Annotated in this window: 23 protein-coding genes and 1 pseudogene; 8 read left to right on the top strand and 16 right to left on the bottom strand. The window is 72.3% G+C overall.

The features are described 5' to 3' along the window. Window positions 1-183: 183 nt before the first annotated feature. From IE225_RS30315 to IE225_RS33840, 5 genes are all read right to left on the bottom strand, one after another. Window positions 184-879, bottom strand: a complete 696-nt coding sequence (locus tag IE225_RS30315) for an antibiotic biosynthesis monooxygenase (protein WP_190060855.1) — start codon at window positions 877-879, stop codon at window positions 184-186. Window positions 880-1166: 287 nt separating this feature from the next. Then, window positions 1167-1529 (bottom strand): DUF3618 domain-containing protein, encoded by a 363-nt coding sequence (locus IE225_RS30310; protein WP_190060854.1) that lies wholly within the window; start codon window positions 1527-1529, stop codon window positions 1167-1169. Further along, a complete protein-coding gene (locus tag IE225_RS30305) occupies window positions 1526-1948 on the bottom strand; it encodes a phage holin family protein (RefSeq protein WP_190060853.1) in 423 nt (140 codons plus the stop codon). The genes IE225_RS30310 and IE225_RS30305 overlap by 4 nt, the downstream gene beginning before the upstream one ends. Window positions 1949-2005: 57 nt before the next feature. Beyond that, on the bottom strand, window positions 2006-2749 hold the full coding sequence (locus IE225_RS30300; RefSeq protein ID WP_229880171.1) for a hypothetical protein: 744 nt from the start codon (window positions 2747-2749) through the stop codon (window positions 2006-2008). Beyond that, window positions 2746-2880, bottom strand: coding sequence for a hypothetical protein (locus tag IE225_RS33840; protein WP_268250023.1), 135 nt, complete (start codon window positions 2878-2880; stop codon window positions 2746-2748). Before IE225_RS33840 ends, IE225_RS30300 begins: the two co-directional genes overlap by 4 nt. Before the next feature lie 182 nt (window positions 2881-3062). On the opposite strand from IE225_RS33840, the gene dapA reads away from it, so the two are divergent. The 4 genes from dapA to IE225_RS30280 all read left to right on the top strand — a co-directional run bounded on the left by dapA (window position 3063) and on the right by IE225_RS30280 (window position 5570). Continuing rightward, window positions 3063-3968 carry a 4-hydroxy-tetrahydrodipicolinate synthase gene (gene dapA / locus IE225_RS30295; protein WP_190060852.1) on the top strand — a complete coding sequence of 302 codons (906 nt, stop codon included), beginning with the start codon at window positions 3063-3065 and terminating at the stop codon, window positions 3966-3968. A 206-nt stretch (window positions 3969-4174) separates the two neighbouring features. Further along, window positions 4175-5038, top strand: a complete 864-nt coding sequence (locus IE225_RS30290) for a helix-turn-helix domain-containing protein (protein WP_190060851.1) — start codon at window positions 4175-4177, stop codon at window positions 5036-5038. Continuing rightward, window positions 5035-5259, top strand: coding sequence for a DUF397 domain-containing protein (locus tag IE225_RS30285; RefSeq protein ID WP_190060850.1), 225 nt, complete (start codon window positions 5035-5037; stop codon window positions 5257-5259). Before IE225_RS30290 ends, IE225_RS30285 begins: the two co-directional genes overlap by 4 nt. Before the next feature lie 92 nt (window positions 5260-5351). Further along, entirely contained in the window at window positions 5352-5570 is a 219-nt protein-coding gene (locus IE225_RS30280; RefSeq protein ID WP_190060849.1) for a DUF397 domain-containing protein, read from the top strand. A gap of 96 nt (window positions 5571-5666) precedes the next feature. On the opposite strand, the gene dapD is transcribed toward IE225_RS30280, so the two are convergent. From dapD to IE225_RS30230, 10 genes are all read right to left on the bottom strand, one after another. Then, the gene (gene dapD / locus IE225_RS30275) at window positions 5667-6656 is read right to left on the bottom strand and encodes a 2,3,4,5-tetrahydropyridine-2,6-dicarboxylate N-succinyltransferase (protein ID WP_190060848.1); all 990 of its coding nucleotides are present in this window, start codon (window positions 6654-6656) and stop codon (window positions 5667-5669) included. A 163-nt stretch (window positions 6657-6819) separates the two neighbouring features. Beyond that, window positions 6820-7140 carry a DMT family transporter gene (locus IE225_RS30270; RefSeq protein ID WP_190060847.1) on the bottom strand — a complete coding sequence of 107 codons (321 nt, stop codon included), beginning with the start codon at window positions 7138-7140 and terminating at the stop codon, window positions 6820-6822. A gap of 220 nt (window positions 7141-7360) precedes the next feature. Then, window positions 7361-7696 carry a metal-sulfur cluster assembly factor gene (locus tag IE225_RS30265; protein WP_190060846.1) on the bottom strand — a complete coding sequence of 112 codons (336 nt, stop codon included), beginning with the start codon at window positions 7694-7696 and terminating at the stop codon, window positions 7361-7363. Next, window positions 7693-8160, bottom strand: coding sequence for a Fe-S cluster assembly sulfur transfer protein SufU (sufU, locus tag IE225_RS30260; RefSeq protein WP_190060845.1), 468 nt, complete (start codon window positions 8158-8160; stop codon window positions 7693-7695). The genes IE225_RS30265 and sufU overlap by 4 nt, the downstream gene beginning before the upstream one ends. A 16-nt stretch (window positions 8161-8176) precedes the next feature. Then, complete coding sequence (locus tag IE225_RS30255; protein ID WP_190060844.1) at window positions 8177-9433, bottom strand: cysteine desulfurase; 1257 nt, start codon at window positions 9431-9433, stop codon at window positions 8177-8179. After that, a complete protein-coding gene (gene sufC, locus IE225_RS30250) occupies window positions 9430-10194 on the bottom strand; it encodes a Fe-S cluster assembly ATPase SufC (protein ID WP_190060843.1) in 765 nt (254 codons plus the stop codon). Before sufC ends, IE225_RS30255 begins: the two co-directional genes overlap by 4 nt. Window positions 10195-10201: 7 nt before the next feature. Next, on the bottom strand, window positions 10202-10519 hold the full coding sequence (locus IE225_RS30245) for a non-heme iron oxygenase ferredoxin subunit (protein ID WP_190060842.1): 318 nt from the start codon (window positions 10517-10519) through the stop codon (window positions 10202-10204). Continuing rightward, complete coding sequence (gene sufD / locus IE225_RS30240; RefSeq protein ID WP_190060841.1) at window positions 10516-11700, bottom strand: Fe-S cluster assembly protein SufD; 1185 nt, start codon at window positions 11698-11700, stop codon at window positions 10516-10518. Before sufD ends, IE225_RS30245 begins: the two co-directional genes overlap by 4 nt. A 96-nt stretch (window positions 11701-11796) precedes the next feature. Continuing rightward, complete coding sequence (gene sufB, locus IE225_RS30235) at window positions 11797-13218, bottom strand: Fe-S cluster assembly protein SufB (protein ID WP_190060840.1); 1422 nt, start codon at window positions 13216-13218, stop codon at window positions 11797-11799. Next, on the bottom strand, window positions 13215-13988 hold the full coding sequence (locus tag IE225_RS30230) for a helix-turn-helix transcriptional regulator (RefSeq protein ID WP_190060839.1): 774 nt from the start codon (window positions 13986-13988) through the stop codon (window positions 13215-13217). The genes sufB and IE225_RS30230 overlap by 4 nt, the downstream gene beginning before the upstream one ends. 195 nt (window positions 13989-14183) lie before the next feature. On the opposite strand from IE225_RS30230, the pseudogene IE225_RS30225 reads away from it, so the two are divergent. From IE225_RS30225 to IE225_RS30210, 4 genes and pseudogenes are all read left to right on the top strand, one after another. Then, window positions 14184-15043: pseudogene (locus tag IE225_RS30225) on the top strand (AAC(3) family N-acetyltransferase). A gap of 31 nt (window positions 15044-15074) precedes the next feature. Then, a complete protein-coding gene (locus tag IE225_RS30220; RefSeq protein ID WP_190060838.1) occupies window positions 15075-16001 on the top strand; it encodes an ABC transporter ATP-binding protein in 927 nt (308 codons plus the stop codon). Window positions 16002-16051: 50 nt separating this feature from the next. Further along, window positions 16052-16768 carry an ABC transporter permease gene (locus IE225_RS30215; RefSeq protein WP_190060878.1) on the top strand — a complete coding sequence of 239 codons (717 nt, stop codon included), beginning with the start codon at window positions 16052-16054 and terminating at the stop codon, window positions 16766-16768. An 83-nt stretch (window positions 16769-16851) separates the two neighbouring features. Then, the gene (locus IE225_RS30210) at window positions 16852-17847 is read left to right on the top strand and encodes a COX15/CtaA family protein (protein ID WP_190060877.1); all 996 of its coding nucleotides are present in this window, start codon (window positions 16852-16854) and stop codon (window positions 17845-17847) included. A gap of 393 nt (window positions 17848-18240) precedes the next feature. Here IE225_RS30210 and IE225_RS30205 read toward each other — a convergent pair whose 3' ends face one another. Further along, window positions 18241-18600, bottom strand: coding sequence for a hypothetical protein (locus IE225_RS30205; RefSeq protein WP_190060837.1), 360 nt, complete (start codon window positions 18598-18600; stop codon window positions 18241-18243). Between the last annotated feature and the right edge of the window lie 69 nt (window positions 18601-18669).

Below are 18669 nucleotides of genomic sequence, written 5' to 3'. Positions count from 1 at the left end.
GCGGGACCGAGGGCGGGGCCGGCCGGCACCGGAACCGGCCGGCCCCGCCTCACGTTCACCCGGGCCGCCCGGACCTCGGATCCCCCGGGTCGGCCCAGGCCCAGGATCACCCGGGCCGCCGGGCTGCCCGAACCGGGCATCGGGTCGCCGGGCCGCCCGGATCACCCGGGCAGGAGACCCGGATCACCCGGGCAGGAGGCCCACCGCGTGGTCGTAGCGGCTGACCGTGGTGCTCCGCAGCCCGGGCCAGGTCTGCACCCGCTCCCACAGCGCGCCGGGCGACCCGATGCCCGGTCCGGGCCCGGCCATCGCCTCGATGTGCGCCTGGGCGCTCTCCCACTCGGCGTAGTTGAGGACCCGGGTGCCGTCGGTGCTGAGGTGGAAGTGGGCGCCGATGCCGCCCGGATGCGGGTGCGGGTCGTGCTCCAGCGCCTCGAGGACCGCGTCGACCCAGGCGCGCTGCCGCCGCGGGTCGGGCCCCTCGAACTCGATGTCGACGATCACGACGCAGCCCGGGACGCGCCCGTCCCGGCGGCCGCCGCGGTAGCGGCGGTACCGGCCGAGCCCGAGCCGCTCGATCCCCGGCACCGCGGTGTCGATCTCGTCGATGCGCTCCTGCCGCCGCGTCTTCACGAAGGCCTCGTAGGCCTCCTCGTCCGTCCACTGCGAGTAGTGCAGCAGGGTGGTGGCGTCATGGCCGGTGTAGAGGTGGTACGACAGCAGGCCGTCGGCCGGCCACGGCCGCCGCTCCCAGGCGGCGGCCACGGCCTCCACCGTCTGCCGCTGGCGCAGCGGCGTGCCCACGCGCCAGGTGCTGAAGAAGGGAGCCCCCACCCGGGGGTCGGCGAGGTCCGGGTGGGCGTCGGTACGACGGGTCATGCCGTCCTCCAGGGATCGTGGTGGGCGACCGGTGCGACGACCGGTACCGCAACCGGTGCGGCGCAGAATGGCGACCGGTGCGGCGCCGGGTGGCGACCGGTGCGTGCACTCACCACCCTTCAACTTCAACCAAGATTGAAGTCAAGTCCGTACCGGCCCCCCGGTCACCGGTTCCCGGCCGCGGGCACGGCGAGGGGGTGCGGGGAGAAGATCCCCGCACCCCCTGACCTGTTCGCGCCGACCTGTTCGCGCCGACCCGTTCGCGCCGATCCGCCCTCGGCGCCGTCCTACCGTCCCTCGTGCCGGCGCATCCACATCTCCGCCGCCACCACGGCCGCCGCTCCGGCCGCACCGGCGGCCAGCATCGGGCGGGAGGAGGGACGGCGCAGCTCGGACTGGACGGCCTGCCCGGCGTGGACGGCGCTGCTGCGCAGTTGCACCGTCATGGCGCCGGCCTTGTCCCGCAGATCCGCGGCCCGGGCCCGGGCCCGGCCCTTCACATCGGCCTTGGCCGCCAGTTGCTCGACGGTGTCGCCGAGCTGGTGCCTGGTCTGCTCGATCTGGCGGCGCAGTTCGTCGGGGCCCTTGGCCCCGCCGGCCTTGGCCCCGCCGGCCTCGGGGGGCGTGCCCCCGCTCGTCGCGTCCGTCATCGGTGGTGAGCCCTTTCCCTGATCTCTTCGACATCGGCCTTGACGCTGCCGAGCGTCCGCTCGGGCTTGGGTGGCGTCGCGCGGCGCAGCTGAGCCCGGCCGGCGGCGGCCAGAATGGCCGCGATCACGAACAGCACGGCCGTCACGATCAGCACCGCGGCCCACACGGGCAGCGCCAGCGAGAGGGCGGCGGCCGCCGCGGCGGACAGGCCGAAGAGACCGATGTAGGCGATCGCGCCGGCCGCGCCGAGCAGCCCGCCGCCGCGTCCCGCGCGCCGTCCCTTCTCGGTCAGCTCCTCCTTGGCCAGGGCCACTTCCTGCCGCACCAGCCGGGAGAGCTGTTCGGTGGCCCGTCCGACGAGCTCACCCACCGAGCGGTGCTCGTCGTGCACCGGTTTCGCATCCAGGGTCCCGGTCACGGTGTCCCGCCTCCTCTCGTCCACGGAAACACCCGGGTACCCCGCACCGGCCGCCCGCTATCCCTGCTCTCCGGGCTCCTCCCGCTCCGCGCGCCGCCCCTGCTCCCCGGCCGCCGCGCCGGGCCCCTGGCCGCGTCGGCCGAGCCGGGCCAACTGACTCTGCAACCAGTCGAGGCGGGCCTGCAGCAGCGCGGCCTCCGCGACGAGTTCGGGCACCCCGAGCCCCTCGGGCAGACCCGGACCCGCGGCGGCTCCCGGTGCCGTGCCCTCGCGGGCCACCACCCGCAGCCCCTCACCGGCCAGCCGGGCGAAACCGGCGAGCGTGACGGACCTGCGGCCGCGCACGCAGCCCGCGCACGCGGCGGACAGGGCGAGCCAGCCGGGTCGGCCCCAGCCCGCGTCGGCGAGGGCCGCGGCGGGGGCACCGCAGGCGCAGGGGCCGACGACGGCGGTGCGCACCCGCTGACGGGCGGAGCGGAAGCCGCGTTCGAAGCGCAGGTAGGCGCCGAGGACGGACACCTCCAGCAGGACGGCGTACCGGTGCTCGGCCGTGGTGAGCAGCGCCTCGGCCGCCGCCCGGTCGTGCACGCTGTGGAAGCCGCAGTCGCACAGGCGGGCGGGCGGCCGGTGGCGCCGGCCGTAGACGCAGGACGCCTCGGCGAGCACGCCGTACGGCAGCGTGCCGCCCAGCGACACGCCGACGAACCCGGCCCGGGTGCCGTCCTGGGACAGCACCGGGTGGGCGATCTTGTAACCGGTCGGCGGCTGCGCCGGGCGTTCCGCCGGCAGCCGCAGCCTCATCGTGCGGCCGGGACCTCTTCGGGCACGGCCACCTCGGGCTCGCGCGCCTCGACGGGCTGGTCGCCCTCCTCCTCGTACGCCCGCGGCTGCTCCTCAGCGACTCCGGTGGCCAGTGCCTTGCCGAGCTTCATGGCGCCTCCCTCGGGGCGGTTCGGTGACCGTTCTGCCATGGTGACCCACCGAGGGGGGATTTGGCATCAGCGCCTCGACCGCCTTGCCGCCGCCCCTCCACGAAACCATCAGCAACGCTGAACAGTAATCCGCAGAATATTTAAGTAGACCTTCCATCTCATCACATCCGAAACTGCCCTCCATGACGACGACACCCGCCGCCTCCCCGCCCTTCGGCCGCGTGCTGTGCGCGATGGTCACCCCGTTCACCGCCTCCGGCGCGCTGGACCTGGACGGCGCCCGGCGGCTCGCCGCCCACCTGGTCGCCGAGGGCTGCGAGGGCCTGGTCCTGTCCGGCACCACGGGCGAGGCGCCCACCACGTCGGACGCGGAGAAGTCCGCGCTCGTCGAGGCCGTCCGCGAGGCGGTCGGCGACCGGGCCGCGCTGCTGGCGGGCGTCGGCACCTTCGACACCCCGCACACCGTGCAACTGGCCCGCGCGGCCGAGAAGGCGGGCGCGGACGGCCTGCTGGTGGTCGCGCCGTACTACAGCAGGCCCCCGCAGGACGCGATCGAGGCGCACTTCCGTCAGGTCGCCGACGGCTGCGGACTGCCCCTGCTCCTCTACGACATCCCCGCCCGCACCGGCGTCCGCATCGAGCCGGAGACCGTGCTCCGCCTCGCCGGGCACCCGCGGATCGTCGGCGTCAAGGACTGCTCCCACGACTTCCTCGGCGCACAGCAGGTCCTCGCCCGCACCGGCCTCGCGTACTACGCGGGCTGCGACGAGCACAACCTCGCCCTGTACGCGGTCGGCGGCGCCGGCTGCGTCAGCACGGTCGCGAACGCCGCGCCCCGCCACGTCCGCGCCGTCCTGGACGCCTTCGACGCGGGCGACACCGCGGGGGCCGCCCGCGCCCAGCAGCGCCTGACCCCGCTCATCGAGGCGATGATGGCCTCCGGCCTGCCCGGCACGGTCACCGCCAAGGCCCTCCTGACCGCCCTCGCCCTGCCCGCCGGCCCGGTCCGCCCGCCCCTGCGCCCGGCCGGCCCCGGGACCGTCCGCACCTTGCTGACGGAGTACGAACGCCTCTTGGCGCACTCCTGAGCGGCCCCGCGCGTCCTCCCACCCACCGGCGGCAGGTACGACGACGTGCCGCTGCGACTCGGTCCTGTACGGGAGTTATACGGGTCCGGGTCCGTATCCCGTCCGCGCGCCGCGGTGTTGGTCATGGTCCCGGCGGCGTGCGGGGTGGCCGCGGCCGCCGTGGGCGCAGGCGGGTTCATGGCGTCGGGACGGGAGGGCGTGAGGACATGAGTGAGGTGCGGGACAAGCGGATCGCTCGTACGGCGAAAGACAGGAAGGACAGGGAGGAGGTCGACCTGCCCGGCGCCTGGACGGCCTACGGCAGGCTGCTGCAGCACCTGCGCAAGCGGGCCGGGCTCAACCAGCAGCAGCTCGGCGACGCCATCGGCTACTCGATGGAACAGGTCGCCTCGGTGGAACAGGGCCGACGGCCGGCGAAGGCGGCGTTCACGACGGCGGCGGACCGGGTGCTGGAGGCGCGAGGCGTCCTCGAAGTCCTCCAGGACGAGGTGGACCGGGCCAAACTCCCACGCTTCTTCCGCAACTTCGCGCTCATCGAGTCCGAGGTGGTGAGCCGCTTCTCCTACGACCCGCTGCTGGTGCCGGGCCTGTTGCAGACCGAGGCGTACGCACGGGCCGTGTTCGCCGGGCACTGCCCACCGCTGAGCGAGGAGATCGCCGACCAGCACACGGAGGCCCGGCTGAACCGGCAGAAGCTGCTGACGCGGGTGCCGATGGCGGAGCTGTCGTTCATCATCGGGGAGGAGGCGCTGCGCGATCCGATGGGCGGCCCGGAGGTGATGCGCGAGCAGTGGCAACGGCTGCTTGAAGTCAGCGCGTTGCGGAACGTCGAAGTTCAGATCATGCCTGCCGGGCGTGGATTTCACCCCGGCAAGAACGGTCCGTTCGTGGTGGTGGAGTCGAAGGAGCATCGGCTCCTCGGATACTTCGAGTCCCAAGGCGTCGGGTGCGTCGTCCAGGATCCCGCCGATGTCAGCGCGTTCGCCCTGCGCTATGGCAAGCTGCGATCGCAGGCACTGAACGTCGAGGAGTCCGCGCGGCTCATCGAACGGCTGGTGGGAGGGGCATGAACGTGGAGCAGGTGACCGGGAACGGGGACGGACTGCACTGGTTCAAGAGCAGCTACAGCGGTTCGGACGGCGGCGACTGCCTGGAGGTGGCCGTCGGCCGAGACACCGTGTACGTCCGGGACTCCAAGGCAGCCGGCGACGGACCGGTACTACGGATCCGCCGGGACGGGTGGACAGCGCTCGTGGCACTCGCGGCGAAGAGCACAGACCAGGACTTCTGAAGAGGCCAGGACTTCTGAGCGGAACAACGGGCTTGCGCACGTCGCTTGAGGTGACGCGCGTAAGCCCGTTGTCATGTGGGAGGGGCGTGAGCATGGAGCAGGCGACCGGGAACGGGGACGGACTGCACTGGTTCAAGAGCAGCTACAGCGGGTCGGACGGCGGCGACTGCCTGGAGGTGGCCGCCGGCCGGGACACCGTGTACGTCCGGGACTCCAAGGCAGCCGGCGACGGACCGGTACTACGGATCCGCCGGAACGAGTGGGCGGCACTCGTGGCACTCGCGGCGAAGAGCACAGGCCAGGACTTCTGAGCGGAACAACGGGCTTGCCCACGTCACTTGGAGTGACGCGAGTAAGCCCGTTGTCATGCCGTCGAGGAGGCGGCCGCACGTCGCGGCTGCCGGCGGTCAGTTGTGGCTGTGCAGGATGTCGTTCAGGCCGCCCCACTCCGCGTTGTTCGGGCGGGCCTCGACCGTGCCGGTGACCGAGTTGCGGCGGAAGAGGATGTGGGAGGCGCCGGAGAGTTCGCGGGCCTTGACGACCTGGCCGTCGGGCATGGTGACGCGGGTGCCGGCGGTGAGGTAGAGGCCGGCCTCGACCACGCAGTCGTCGCCGAGGGCGATGCCGATGCCGGCCTCCGCGCCGACCAGGGAGCGCCTGCCGATGGAGACGCGCTCCTTGCCGCCGCCGGACAGCGTGCCCATGGTGGAGGCGCCGCCGCCGATGTCGGAGCCGTCGCCGACGACGACGCCCTGGGAGATGCGGCCCTCGACCATGGACGTGCCGAGCGTGCCGGCGTTGAAGTTGACGAAGCCCTCGTGCATCACGGTGGTGCCCGCGGCGAGGTGGGCGCCCAGGCGCACCCGGTCGGCGTCGGCGATGCGCACGCCCGCCGGGGCGACGTAGTCGGTCATGCGCGGGAACTTGTCCACGCCGAAGACGGACAGGTGCAGCCCGCGGGCGCGGGCGCGCAGCCGTACCGCCTCCAGGGTGTCGACGGCGACCGGGCCCAGGGAGGTCCAGGCGACGTTGGCGAGCAGGCCGAAGATGCCGTCCAGGTTCTGCTCGTTCGGCTTCACCAGGCGGTGCGAGAGCAGGTGCAGGCGCAGGTAGGCGTCGTGCGTGTCGAGCGGCTTGTCGTCCAGCGAGCCGATGACCGTGCGGACGGCGACGACCTCCACGTCGCGCACCTCGTCCCGGCGCAGCGCCCCGGCGGCGTCCTCACCCAGCAACTCCACGGCACGTTCGGCGGACAGCCGCTCGGTGCCGGCGGGGCCGGGCTCGTCGCTGAGCGCGGGCGCGGGGAACCAGGTGTCGAGAACGGTGCCGTCGGCGGCGATCGTGGCGAGACCGGCGGCCACGGCGCCGGTGGTGCGGGGTGCAGTCGTGTCGCTCATGAGGGAAACCTAACGTGGCCGGGCCCGCGCGGGCGAACCGGTCCCGGGGCGTCTCAGGTACCGGGCGCGGCCGCGGCGACGACCGGTCCGCGGGCGGCTCCGAGTCCGCGGGCGGCGCGGCGGGGTCCCCGCGCCGGATCCGGCGCCGGCAGCGGTGGGTGCGTCAGTGTGCGCCGCCGAGGTTCAGCACCACCACCCCGAGGATGATCAGCGCGATGCCGAGGGCCTTCAGGGTGGTCATGCCCTCACCCAGGAACAGGATGCCGATGGTGGCGATCGCGGCGGTGCCGACGCCGGACCAGATGGCGTACGCCGTACCGACCGGCACCGTCTTCAGGGTCTGCGCGAGCAGCGCGAAGGACACCAGGTATCCGAGGGCGGTCACCAGCGCCGGCACCGGCCTGCTGAACCCGTCGCTGTACTTCATCGCGGTCGTCGCGGTCACCTCGGCGGCGATGGCCCCGGTCAGCAGCAGGTATCCCATGCGTACGAGCGTACGCATCGTGCCCAACGGGCCGGTCGGGCCGGGCGGGCCGGGCGGGCCGGGCGGGCCGGGCGGGCCGGGCGGGCACGGTCTTCCAGCCGGAGGGCGGGCCGGTGGCGGGCGCAGAAAGGGGAAGCGGCCCCGGCAGTCGGCCGGGGCCGCCCCTCGGTCGTACGCGGTCGTCCCGCGGACCCTCAGACGTTGAACTCCGACGTTGAACTCAGACGTTGAACCCGAGCGCCCGCAGCTGCTCGCGCCCCTCGTCGGTGATCTTGTCGGGGCCCCACGGCGGCATCCAGACCCAGTTGATGCGCAGCTCCTTGACGAGGCCGTCGGTGGCGGCGCGGGCCTGGTCCTCGATGACGTCGGTGAGGGGGCAGGCCGCCGACGTGAGGGTCATGTCGACGGTGGCGATGTTCGCCTCCTCGTCGATGTGGATGCCGTAGATCAGGCCGAGGTTGACGACGTCGATGCCCAGCTCGGGGTCGACCACGTCCATCAGGGCCTCGCGGAGTTCGTCCTCCGAGACCGGCTTCGTCTCAGTCGTTTCGGTCATGCCGTCTTCCTTTCGGCGTCGGCTCCGCCCAGCGCCTGGGCCGTCGCGTCCTTCCAGGCCATCCAGCTCAGCAGGGCGCACTTCACCCGGGCCGGGTACTTGGACACCCCGGCGAACGCGACCGCGTCCTGCAGGATGTCCTCCATCGCGTCGTCGGGCTCGACCTGTCCCTTGGACTGCATCAGCTCCAGGAAGGTCTCCTGGATCTTCTGCGCCTCGGCGAGGTCCTTGCCGACCAGCAGCTCGTTGAGGACGGAGGCGCTGGCCTGGCTGATGGAGCAGCCCTGGCCCTCGTAGGAGACGTCCCTGATGGTCGTGCCGTCGTACTTCACGCGCAGCGTGATCTCGTCGCCGCACGTGGGGTTCACGTGGTGGACCTCGGCGTCGCCGTCCCGCAAGCCCCGCCCGTGCGGGTTCTTGTAGTGGTCCAGGATGACTTCCTGGTACATGGAGTCCAGCTTCATGCGGTCGCTCGTCCCATCAGCCGAAGAAGTTCCGTACGTGCTCCAGGCCGTCCACCAGGGCGTCGATATCGGCCGGCGTGGAATACAGATAGAACGACGCTCGCGTGGTCGCAGGAATTCCGTACCGCAGGCAGACGGGTCGGGCGCAGTGGTGGCCGACGCGGACCGCGATGCCCTGCTCGTCGAGGACCTGGCCCACGTCGTGCGGGTGGATGTCGCCGAGGGTGAAGGAGATCGCCGCACCCCGGTCCTCGGCCGTGGCGGGGCCGATGATCCGCAGGTCGGGTACCTCGCTGAGCCTCTTGACCGCGTACTCGGTGAGCGCGTGCTCGTGGGCCTGGACGCGGTCCATGCCGATCGCGCTGAGGTAGTCGATCGCCGCGCCGAGGCCGACCGCCTGGGCGATCGGCGGGGTGCCCGCCTCGAACTTGTGCGGGGCGGGGGCGTACGTCGAGGAGTGCATCGACACCGTCTCGATCATCTCGCCGCCGCCGAGGAACGGGGGCAGGTCCTCCAGCAGTTCCTGGCGGCCCCACAGCACGCCGATGCCGGTCGGGCCGCACATCTTGTGGCCGGTGAAGGCCACGAAGTCGGCCTGCAGGGCCTGCACGTCCAGCGGCATGTGCGGCGCGGCCTGGGAGGCGTCGACGCAGACGAGGGCGCCGACCTCCTGGGCGCGGCGGACGATCGCCTCGACCGGGTTGACCGTGCCGAGGATGTTGGAGACCAGCACGAAGGAGACGATCTTCGTCTTCTCGGTGATGACCTCGTCGATAGTGGACAGGTCGAGGCGGCCGTCGTCGGTGAGGCCGAACCACTTCAGCTTCGCGCCCGTGCGCTGCGCGAGCAGCTGCCACGGCACGATGTTGGAGTGGTGCTCCATCTCCGTGATGACGATCTCGGTCTCGGCGTCCACCCGGTAGGGCTCGTCGGCCCAGCCGAGCATGTTGGCCACGAGGTTGAGCGACTCGGAGGCGTTCTTGGTGAAGATCACCTCGTCGCGGCTGGGCGCGTTGATGAACGCGGCGACCTTGTCGCGTGCGCCCTCGTACAGCGCCGTGGCCTCCTCGGCGAGCACGTGCACACCGCGGTGGACATTGGCGTTGTGCTGCTCGTAGTACTCGTCCAGGACGTCGATCACCTGGCGCGGAGTCTGCGAGGTCGCCGCGTTGTCGAGGTAGACGAGTCGCTTCCCGTCGTGGACCAGGCGGTCCAGGATCGGGAAGTCCTTGCGGATCGCCTCGGTGTCGAGGAGGCCCGGCAGCTGTGTCACGCGGATGCGCCACCCTTCACATATGCCTCGTAGCCCTCGTTCTCCAGCTTGTCCGCGAGTTCCGGGCCGCCGGACTCGACGATGCGGCCGCCGGCGAAGACGTGGACGTGGTCGGGCTTGATGTAACGGAGGATGCGGGTGTAGTGGGTGATCAGCAGGGTGCCGACCTCACCGGTCTCGCGGACCCGGTTGACGCCCTCGGACACGACCCGCAGCGCGTCGACGTCGAGGCCGGAGTCGGTCTCGTCGAGGATCGCGATCCTCGGCTTGAGCAGCTCGAGCTGGAGGATCTCGTGCCGCTTCTTCTCACCGCCGGAGAAGCCCTCGTTGACGTTGCGCTCGGCGAAGGAGGGGTCCATGTGGAGGCGCTCCATGGCCTCGCGGACCTCCTTGACCCAGGTGCGCAGTTTGGGGGCCTCGCCGCGCACGGCGGTGGCGGCGGTGCGCAGGAAGTTGGAGACGGAGACGCCGGGGACCTCGACCGGGTACTGCATCGCCAGGAACAGGCCCGCGCGGGCGCGCTCGTCGACGGACATCGCCAGGACGTCCTCGCCGTCCAGGGTGACGGTGCCCCCGGTGACCGTGTACTTCGGGTGGCCCGCGAGGGAGTAGGCGAGGGTCGACTTGCCCGAGCCGTTGGGGCCCATGATGGCGTGCGTCTCGCCCTGCTTCACGGTGAGGTCGACGCCCTTGAGGATCTCCTTCGTGGCGTTGTCGGCCTCGACGGTGACGTGCAGGTCTCGGATTTCAAGCGTTGCCATGGGTGCCTCAGGACTCCTGGGTGAGGGAGACGAGCACGTCGTCCCCTTCGATCTTTACGGGGTACACGGGGACGGGGCGCGTCGCCGGAAGGGCGTCGGGCTTCCCGGAACGGAGGTCGAAGCGCGAGCCGTGCAGCCAGCACTCGATGTGGCAGTCGTCGACCTCGCCCTCCGACAGCGAGACGTTCGCGTGCGAGCAGATGTCGTGGATCGCGAACACCTCGCCCTCGGTCTGCACGATCGAGACGGGCGTGCCGTCGAGCTCCACCCGCTTCGGGGTGTCCTCCTCCAGCTCGCTCAGCCGACAGGCGCGTACGTAGGTCATGCGACCGACGCCTCCAGCTCCTGCTCGATCTTGGCGATCAGGCGCTCCTCGATGTCCTCGACGCCGATCTGCTGGACCAGCTCGGCGAAGAAGCCGCGCACGACCAGGCGGCGCGCCTCGTGCTCCGGGATGCCGCGGGCCATCAGGTAGAAGAGCTGCTCGTCGTCGAAGCGGCCGGTGGCGGAGGCGTGCCCGGCGCCGACGATCTCGCCGGTCTCGATCTCCAGGTTGGGGACCGAGTCGACGCGGGCGCCGTCGGTGAGCACCAGGTTGCGGTTCATCTCGTAGGTGTCGGTGCCCTCGGCCCTGGCCTCGATGAGCACGTCGCCGATCCACACCGCGTGCGCCTCGTCGCCCTGCAGGGCGCCCTTGTAGACGACGTTGGACTTGCAGTGCGGGACGTTGTGGTCGACGAAGAGGCGGTGCTCCTGGTGCTGGCCGGCGTCGGTGAAGTACAGGCCGATCAGTTCGGCCTCGCCGCCGGGGCCGGTGTAGGTCACGCGCGGGTGGAGGCGGACCAGGTCGCCGCCGAAGGTGACGACGACGGACTTGAAGGAGGCGTCGCGGCCGACGAGCGCGTTGTGCTGGGCGGCGTGGACGGCCTGGTCGTCCCAGTCCTGCACGGAGACGACGGTCAGCTTGGCGCCGTCGCCCAGAATGTAGTCGACGTTGGCGGCGAGCACCGCGTCACCGGTGTGGTCGATGACGACGACGGCCTCGGCGAAGTCGCCCAGCTCGATCACCTGGTGGCCGAAGGCGACCCCGCCCTGGCCGTGCACGGCGATGCGGATCGGCTCGCTCAGCACCGTCTCCTTCGGGACGGTGACGACCGAGGCCTTCTCGAAGGACGAGTACGCCTGGGCGGCGACCCGGTCCACCGGGGTGCCGGCCCGGCCGAGCCGCGCGTCGTCGCGGCCGACGGTCTCGACGACGGCGCCCTCGGGGGCCTCGACGGTGACCTTGACGCCCTCACCGGTGGCGACCGCGGTGCCGTCGTGCAGGCCGCGCAGGCGCTCCAGCGGGGTGAACCGCCACTCCTCCTCCCGGCCGTGCGGAACGGGGAAGTCCGCCACGTCGAAGGAGGGCGGCGCGCTCATGCGCGTGGCGACGGTGGACTTGGCCTCCGCCGCCACCGCGATCGCGCCGGAGGTCGTCGACCCCACGGGGATGTTCTCAGCCATGGCTGTCGTGATGCTCGCTTTCTGACGTATGCGATCGTCGCATGGTGCGATCGTCGGCCCGCCGGGGTGGCGGGCCGTTGCTGCTGCGGCGGCGGGTCAGCCGACCGCGCCCTCCATCTGCAGCTCGATCAGCCGGTTGAGCTCGAGGGCGTACTCCATGGGCAGCTCCTTGGCGATCGGCTCGACGAAGCCGCGCACGATCATCGCCATCGCCTCGTCCTCCGCCAGGCCCCGGCTCATCAGGTAGAAGAGCTGGTCCTCGGAGACCTTGGAGACGGTCGCCTCGTGGCCCATGGACACGTCGTCCTCGCGGACGTCGACGTACGGGTAGGTGTCCGACCGGGAGACGGTGTCGACCAGCAGCGCGTCGCACAGCACGTTGGACTTCGAGCCGTGGGCGCCCTCGCCGATCTCGATCAGACCGCGGTAGGAGGTCCGGCCGCCGCCGCGCGCCACCGACTTGGAGACGATGTTGGACGACGTGTTCGGCGCCATGTGGACCATCTTGGCGCCCGCGTCCTGGTGCTGGCCCTCGCCGGCGAAGGCGATGGACAGGGTCTCGCCCTTGGCGTGCTCGCCCATCAGGTAGACGGCCGGGTACTTCATCGTCACCTTGGAGCCGATGTTGCCGTCGATCCACTCCATGGTGGCGCCCTCGTAGGCGACGGCGCGCTTGGTGACCAGGTTGTAGACGTTGTTCGACCAGTTCTGGATGGTCGTGTAGCGGCAGCGGGCGTTCTTCTTGACGATGATCTCGACGACCGCGGAGTGCAGCGAGTCCGACTTGTAGATCGGCGCGGTGCAGCCCTCGACGTAGTGCACGTAGGCGCCCTCGTCGACGATGATCAGGGTCCGCTCGAACTGGCCCATGTTCTCCGTGTTGATGCGGAAGTAGGCCTGGAGCGGAATCTCCACGTGCACGCCCGGCGGGACGTAGATGAAGGAGCCGCCGGACCACACCGCGGTGTTCAGCGCGGCGAACTTGTTGTCACCGGCGGGGATGACGGTGCCGAAGTACTCCTTGAAGAGGTCCGGGTGCTCCTTCAGCGCCGTGTCGGTGTCCAGGAAGATGACGCCCTGCTGCTCCAGGTCCTCGCGGATCTGGTGGTAGACGACCTCCGACTCGTACTGCGCGGCGACACCGGCGACCAGGCGCTTCTTCTCCGCCTCCGGGATGCCGAGCTTGTCGTAGGTGTTCCTGATGTCCTCGGGCAGGTCCTCCCAGGACTCCGCCTGCTTCTCCGTGGAGCGCACGAAGTACTTGATGTTGTCGAAGTCGATGCCCGAGAGGTCCGAGCCCCAGTTGGGCAGCGGCTTCTTCTCGAACAGCCGCAGGCCCTTCAGGCGCAGCTTGGTCATCCACTCCGGCTCGTTCTTCTTCGCGGAGATGTCCCGGACGACGTCCTCGTCCAGGCCGCGCCGCGCCGACGCACCGGCCACATCCCGGTCGGCCCAGCCGTACTCGTACTTGCCCAGGCCCTCGAGTTCGGGGTGGGCAGTCTCCGTGGGGAGCGTCATGCGGGGTTCCTCCCGGCCGTGCTTGCAGATGCGTTCTGAGTGTTCTGGGAAGTCGTGTTCTTGGAAATCCCGAGCCCGGCCGCCTTCGGGATGAAGGTGGTGCAGACACCGTCGCCGTGGGCGATGGTGGCCAGGCGCTGCACATGCGTACCGAGCAGCTCGGCGAAAAATTCCGTCTCCGCCTCGCACAGCTGCGGGAACTGCTCGGCGACATGGGCGACCGGGCAGTGGTGCTGGCACAACTGCTCGCCGACCGGCGCGCTGCGCGCGGTGGCAGCGTACCCGTCCGCGCTCAGGGCCTTGGCCAGCGCTTCGGTCCGCTCTTCGGGGGCGGCGGCCTCGACCGCCTTGCGGTACGTCCGGGCCTGCGCGGCGATGCGGGCGCGCGCGAAGGCGGCGACGGCCTCGCTGCCGCCCTCCCGCTGCGCGATCCAGCGCAGCGCGTCCACGGCGAGCTGGTCGTACGACTGGTAGAAGGCGTCGCGTCCGCAGTCCGTCAGGGCGAAGACCTTGGCGGGGCGCCCGCGCGTACGCGCGCCATAGACACGGCGCTCGCGGGCCTCCACCACGCCGTCGGCGACCAGGGCATCCAGGTGGCGCCGCACGGCCGCCTGGGTCAGGCCCAGCCGGCCGGCGAGTTCGGCGACGGTTGAGGGGCCGTGGTCCAGGATGGACCGCGCGACCCGGTTGCGCGTGGAGCGCTCCCCGGTCGCGAGTTCCTCCTGCGGGGCCCCCGCGGGGGTCTCCCGAGCCTCGCCGACGTTTTTCACAACGCCATTGTTGCGTAATTCCCGAGAGCAAGACAAGCGCCGTCCGGACGGCCCACCGGTGCCCTGCGTCACTTAGGCATGCCTAAGGCGACCTGCGGGAACGATCTCCGGCCGGTTCCGGCCGCCCAATCCGGTGGCGCGTCCCCGGCCTCCATCCGGTGGCGCGTCCCCGCCCGGCTCCGCGACACTCCGCCCATGCCCGCACCGCCCGCTCCCCTCCCGACCGGCCCGCTCGTCACCCGCGACTCGCTCGCCGCCGAGCTGGGCGCCCTCGGCGTCGAGTCCGGCGAGACCCTCCTCGTCCACTCCTCGCTCAGCTCCCTCGGCTGGGTCTGCGGCGGCGCCGTCGCCGTCGTCCAGGGCCTGCTCGACGCCCTCGGCCCCGGCGGCACCCTCGTCGTCCCCACCCAGACCGGCGACCTGTCCGACCCGGCGCTGTGGAACAACCCGCCGGTGCCCGAGGAGTGGTGGCCGGCGATCCGGGCCGCCATGCCCGCCTACGACCCGCGCATCACCCCCAGCCACGGCGTCGGCGTGATCCCCGAGACCGTCCGCACCTGGCCCGGCGCCCTGCGCAGCGCCCACCCTCCCCCAAGCTCTCGGCTTCGCTCGAGCAGGGGGGACCCCCACCCTCTTTCGCCGCCCTCGGCCCGCGCGCCGCGGAGATCACCGACGGGCACGCCCACAACTGCCGCCTCGGCGAGCGCAGTCCGCTGGCCCGACTGGAGCGGCTCGGCGCCCGCGTGCTGCTGCTCGGCGTCGGCTACGCCTCCTGCACGAGCTTCCACCTCGCCGAGTACCGCATACCCGCCCCGCTGGTCCGGGTGGGCCGCCCCGGACCCGACGGCTGGGAGGTGGTGACCGAGGTGTCCATCACCGCCGACCGGTTCGACGAACTGGGCCACGACTTCGAACGGGACCGTCCCGTCGTACGCGGCACGGTGGGCGCGGCCGAGGCGCGGCTGTTCCCCGTCGCGGACGCGGTGGCCTACGCCGAGCGGTGGCTCGCGGTGCACCGGCCCCGCGAGGAGGAGTTCCCGCACCCGCCCGCCTGACCGCACGGGCGCGCACCTAGACTCGGGAGTCATGCGAAGTGAGCCCGTGGTCCAGGTCCAGGCCCTGGTGAAGCGGTACGGCGCGAAGACCGCGGTGAACGGCCTCGACCTGGTGGCCCGCCCGGGCGTGACCGCCGTCCTCGGCCCCAACGGCGCGGGCAAGACCACCACGGTCGAGACCTGCGAGGGATACCGCACCCCCGACTCCGGCACGGTGCGCGTGCTCGGCCTCGACCCGGTCCGCCAGTCCGCCGAACTGCGGCCCCGCATCGGCGTCATGCTCCAGTCCGGCGGCGTCTACTCCGGCGCCCGCGCCGAGGAGATGCTGCGCCACGTGGCCGGACTCCACGCGCACCCGCTCGACGTCGACGCGCTGATCGAACGCCTCGGCCTGGGCAGCTGCGGCCGCACCCCCTACCGGCGCCTGTCCGGCGGCCAGCAGCAGCGGCTCGCGCTCGCCATGGCCGTCGTCGGCCGGCCCGAACTGGTCTTCCTCGACGAGCCGACCGCCGGCCTCGACCCGCAGGCCCGCCGCGCCACCTGGGACCTCGTGCGGGACCTGCGCGCGGACGGCGTCTCCGTGATCCTCACCACCCACTACATGGACGAGGCCGAGGAACTCGCCGACGACGTCGCCGTCATCGACGAGGGCCGCGTCATCGCCCAGGGCTCCCCCGAGGAGCTGTGCCGCGGCGGCGCCGAGAACACGCTGCGCTTCACCGGGCGCCCCGGCCTCGACGTGGGCTCCCTGCTCAAGGCTCTGCCCGCCGACTGCACGGCCGCCGAGCTCACCCCGGGCGCCTACCGCGTCGTCGCCGCCAAGGTCGACCCCCAGCTGCTCGCCACCGTGACGTCCTGGTGCGCCCAGCACGGCGTGATGCCGGACAGGATCTCCGTCGAGCGGCACACCCTCGAAGACGTCTTCTTGGAGTTGACGGGTAAGGAGCTGCGTTCGTGACCGCCACCGGCCTGTACACCCCCCGCCCCGGTGCGGCCCCGCTCCCCCGCATGATCGCGGCGCAGGCGGTGCTGGAGACGAAGATGCTGCTGCGCAACGGCGAGCAGCTGCTGCTGACGGTGGTCATCCCCACGCTGCTGCTGGTGCTGTTCAGCTCGGTCGACATCGTCGACACCGGTGCCGGCCGGGCCGTCGACTTCCTCGCCCCCGGCGTCCTCGCCCTCGCGGTGATGTCGACGGCGTTCACCGGGCAGGCCATCGCCACCGGCTTCGAGCGTCGCTACGGCGTGCTCAAGCGGCTGGCGTCCTCGCCGCTGCCCCGCTGGGGCCTGATGACCGCCAAGACGGCGTCCGTGCTGGTCACCGAGGTGCTCCAGGTGATCCTGCTCACCGTCGTCGCCCTCGCGCTGGGCTGGTCGCCGCACGGCAACCCGCTCGCCGTGCTGCTCCTGCTGCTCCTGGGCACGGCCGCCTTCTCCGGGCTCGGCCTGCTCATGGCCGGCACGCTCAAGGCGGAGGCGACGCTGGCCGCCGCCAACCTGGTCTTCCTGCTGCTGCTCGTGGGCGGCGGGGTGATCGTGCCGCTGGAGAAGTTCCCCGGCGCCGCGCAGACCGTGCTGGGGCTGCTGCCCCTCTCCGCGCTGTCGGACGGCCTGCGGGACGTGCTGCGGCACGGGGCCGGGGTGCCGTGGGGCGACCTGGGGATCCTGGCGGTGTGGGCGGTCGTGGGCCTGGCGGCCGCGGGCCGGTTCTTCCGCTGGGAGTGAGCCGGGAGCGGCCCCCAGGCCGCTGGGCGGACCCTCGTGAACGCGTGCACAAGCCCCCTGCCTACCATGGGGGCGTGCCAAAGCTGACCCGCGCCGACGTCGTCTCCGCGTTGCGCAACCCGCTCGCCCTCGTCGCCGCGCGCTGGACCCCGGCCCCCCGGACGGTTCAGCGGGCGGCCCTCTCCGCGCTCGTCATGTCGGTGATCATCGTGGTCACCGGCGGCGCCGTACGGCTCACCGGTTCGGGCCTGGGCTGCCCGACCTGGCCCACCTGCACCGGCGACTCCCTCACCACCACCCGCGCGATGGGCGTCCACGGCGTCATCGAGTTCGGCAACCGCCTGCTGACGTACGTGCTGTGCGCCGCCGTGGGCTGGGCGATCGTCGCGGCGCGGGCGCGCAAGCCGTGGCGGCGCGACCTCACCCGGCTCGGCTGGGCGCAGTTCTGGATCGTGATGGGCAACGCGATCATCGGCGGCATCGTCGTCCTGGTCGGCCTCAACCCCTACACGGTCGCCGCGCACTTCCTGCTCTCCTCCGCCCTCATCGCCGTCGCCACGGTGATGTGGCAGCGCACCCGCGAGGGCGCCGGGGCGCCCCGGCCGCTGGTCGGCAAGGCGGTCCAGCAGCTGGTGTGGTGCCTGGTCGCGGCCGGTGGTCTGCTGCAGGTGGTGGGCACCGTCGTCACCGGCGCGGGCCCGCACGCGGGCGACTCCCGCGAGGTGGAGCGCATGCCGGTGGACTGGGAGACGGTCAGCAAGCTGCACGCCGTGCTCGCGTGGATCGTGGTGACGCTGACGTTCGCGCTGTGGTTCGTGCTGAGGGCGGTGGACGCGCCGAAGGGACCGCTGGACCGGACCCGGGAGCTGTTCCTGGTGCTGCTGGCCCAGGGCGTCCTGGGCTACGTCCAGTACTTCACGCACCTGCCCGAGACCCTGGTCGGCCTCCACATGCTCGGCGCCGCCGTGACGTGGATCTGGGTGCTCCGGGTCCTGTTGTCCCTGCGCGAGCGCCCCGACGGCGCCCCGGCCGTTCCCGCCCCGGCTGCCGCGGAGCGACTCGAGTCGGCTACCGGCTGACACCGGGGCGCGCCCCGCCGCGCGCCCGCGAGGGACCACGCGGAACCACGCGGCCCTCGACGGCACGGGTGCCCGGCCCCCGGGCTTTTCGGAAGAGAAGAAACAGGCCGCGCCCACGTGCGGCTCCGGCCGGACCGTGCGCGCCGCCGGTCACCTCCCGGCGGCGCCGCGCACCTCTGCGGGTTCCGGGCTCCGGCGGCTCGGCCGGCGCGGTGAGGCCGCCGGGCAGGCCCGTGCGGCAGGCCCGTGCCCTCCCGCGGCCTCGGCCGGCCCCTCACGGTCCTGACGGGCGGCCCGGACGCCGGGGTGTCGCCGCGGCGCATCCCGTACGACGATCCGACGGACGGCGGCCGAAGAACGGCACGGACGGCACGGACGGCACGAAGGGCGCCGTCAGCGGTCGCCGGCCCCGCCCAGCTGGATGCCGGCCATGCGCTTCCACTCGTACGGGCCGGTCTTCACCTTCGCCGCGAACTCGCCGTCGAAGCTCTCGTGCACGGTGATGCCCGCCTTCGCGACCGCCCGCTCGGCGACGCTGTACGAGGGCGCCACCACGTCGCCCCAACCGCCGTCCTCACCGACGAGCACGATGCGCGCGCCGCGCCGGCCGAGGTAGGACACCTGGCCCTCGGCGCCGCCGTGCGCCCGGGCGAAGGCGCTGATCCGCTTGGCGAGGCGGGCCGCCGTGCGCTCGGCCCTGGCGGTCTGCCCGGCGTCGGCGGCGGTCTCGTCAACCTGCTTGGTTTCTGCCATGACCTGGATGCTACCGGCGGGTAGATCAAACGGCGACGGGCGGGCCGCGTGGCTTTGACCACGCGGCCC

This window comes from Streptomyces echinoruber (assembly GCF_014651135.1).
Classification (GTDB): Bacteria; Actinomycetota; Actinomycetes; order Streptomycetales; family Streptomycetaceae; genus Streptomyces; species Streptomyces echinoruber.
This window is presented reverse-complemented; position numbering and strand designations above follow the sequence as displayed.

Excerpts from the sequence above, each read along its gene's own strand:
- IE225_RS30315 (WP_190060855.1), bottom strand. The coding sequence starts at position 879 with ATGACCCGTCGTACCGACGCCCACCCGGACCTCGCCGACCCCCGGGTG.
- IE225_RS30310 (WP_190060854.1), bottom strand. The coding sequence starts at position 1,529 with ATGACGGACGCGACGAGCGGGGGCACGCCCCCCGAGGCCGGCGGGGCC.
- IE225_RS30300 (WP_229880171.1), bottom strand. The coding sequence starts at position 2,749 with ATGAGGCTGCGGCTGCCGGCGGAACGCCCGGCGCAGCCGCCGACCGGT.
- IE225_RS33840 (WP_268250023.1), bottom strand. The coding sequence starts at position 2,880 with ATGAAGCTCGGCAAGGCACTGGCCACCGGAGTCGCTGAGGAGCAGCCG.
- dapA (WP_190060852.1), top strand. The coding sequence starts at position 3,063 with ATGACGACGACACCCGCCGCCTCCCCGCCCTTCGGCCGCGTGCTGTGC.
- IE225_RS30290 (WP_190060851.1), top strand. The coding sequence starts at position 4,175 with ATGAGTGAGGTGCGGGACAAGCGGATCGCTCGTACGGCGAAAGACAGG.
- IE225_RS30285 (WP_190060850.1), top strand. The coding sequence starts at position 5,035 with ATGAACGTGGAGCAGGTGACCGGGAACGGGGACGGACTGCACTGGTTC.
- IE225_RS30280 (WP_190060849.1), top strand. The coding sequence starts at position 5,352 with ATGGAGCAGGCGACCGGGAACGGGGACGGACTGCACTGGTTCAAGAGC.
- dapD (WP_190060848.1), bottom strand. The coding sequence starts at position 6,656 with ATGAGCGACACGACTGCACCCCGCACCACCGGCGCCGTGGCCGCCGGT.
- IE225_RS30270 (WP_190060847.1), bottom strand. The coding sequence starts at position 7,140 with ATGGGATACCTGCTGCTGACCGGGGCCATCGCCGCCGAGGTGACCGCG.
- IE225_RS30265 (WP_190060846.1), bottom strand. The coding sequence starts at position 7,696 with ATGACCGAAACGACTGAGACGAAGCCGGTCTCGGAGGACGAACTCCGC.
- sufU (WP_190060845.1), bottom strand. The coding sequence starts at position 8,160 with ATGAAGCTGGACTCCATGTACCAGGAAGTCATCCTGGACCACTACAAG.
- sufC (WP_190060843.1), bottom strand. The coding sequence starts at position 10,194 with ATGGCAACGCTTGAAATCCGAGACCTGCACGTCACCGTCGAGGCCGAC.
- IE225_RS30245 (WP_190060842.1), bottom strand. The coding sequence starts at position 10,519 with ATGACCTACGTACGCGCCTGTCGGCTGAGCGAGCTGGAGGAGGACACC.
- sufD (WP_190060841.1), bottom strand. The coding sequence starts at position 11,700 with ATGGCTGAGAACATCCCCGTGGGGTCGACGACCTCCGGCGCGATCGCG.
- sufB (WP_190060840.1), bottom strand. The coding sequence starts at position 13,218 with ATGACGCTCCCCACGGAGACTGCCCACCCCGAACTCGAGGGCCTGGGC.
- IE225_RS30220 (WP_190060838.1), top strand. The coding sequence starts at position 15,075 with ATGCGAAGTGAGCCCGTGGTCCAGGTCCAGGCCCTGGTGAAGCGGTAC.
- IE225_RS30215 (WP_190060878.1), top strand. The coding sequence starts at position 16,052 with ATGATCGCGGCGCAGGCGGTGCTGGAGACGAAGATGCTGCTGCGCAAC.
- IE225_RS30205 (WP_190060837.1), bottom strand. The coding sequence starts at position 18,600 with ATGGCAGAAACCAAGCAGGTTGACGAGACCGCCGCCGACGCCGGGCAG.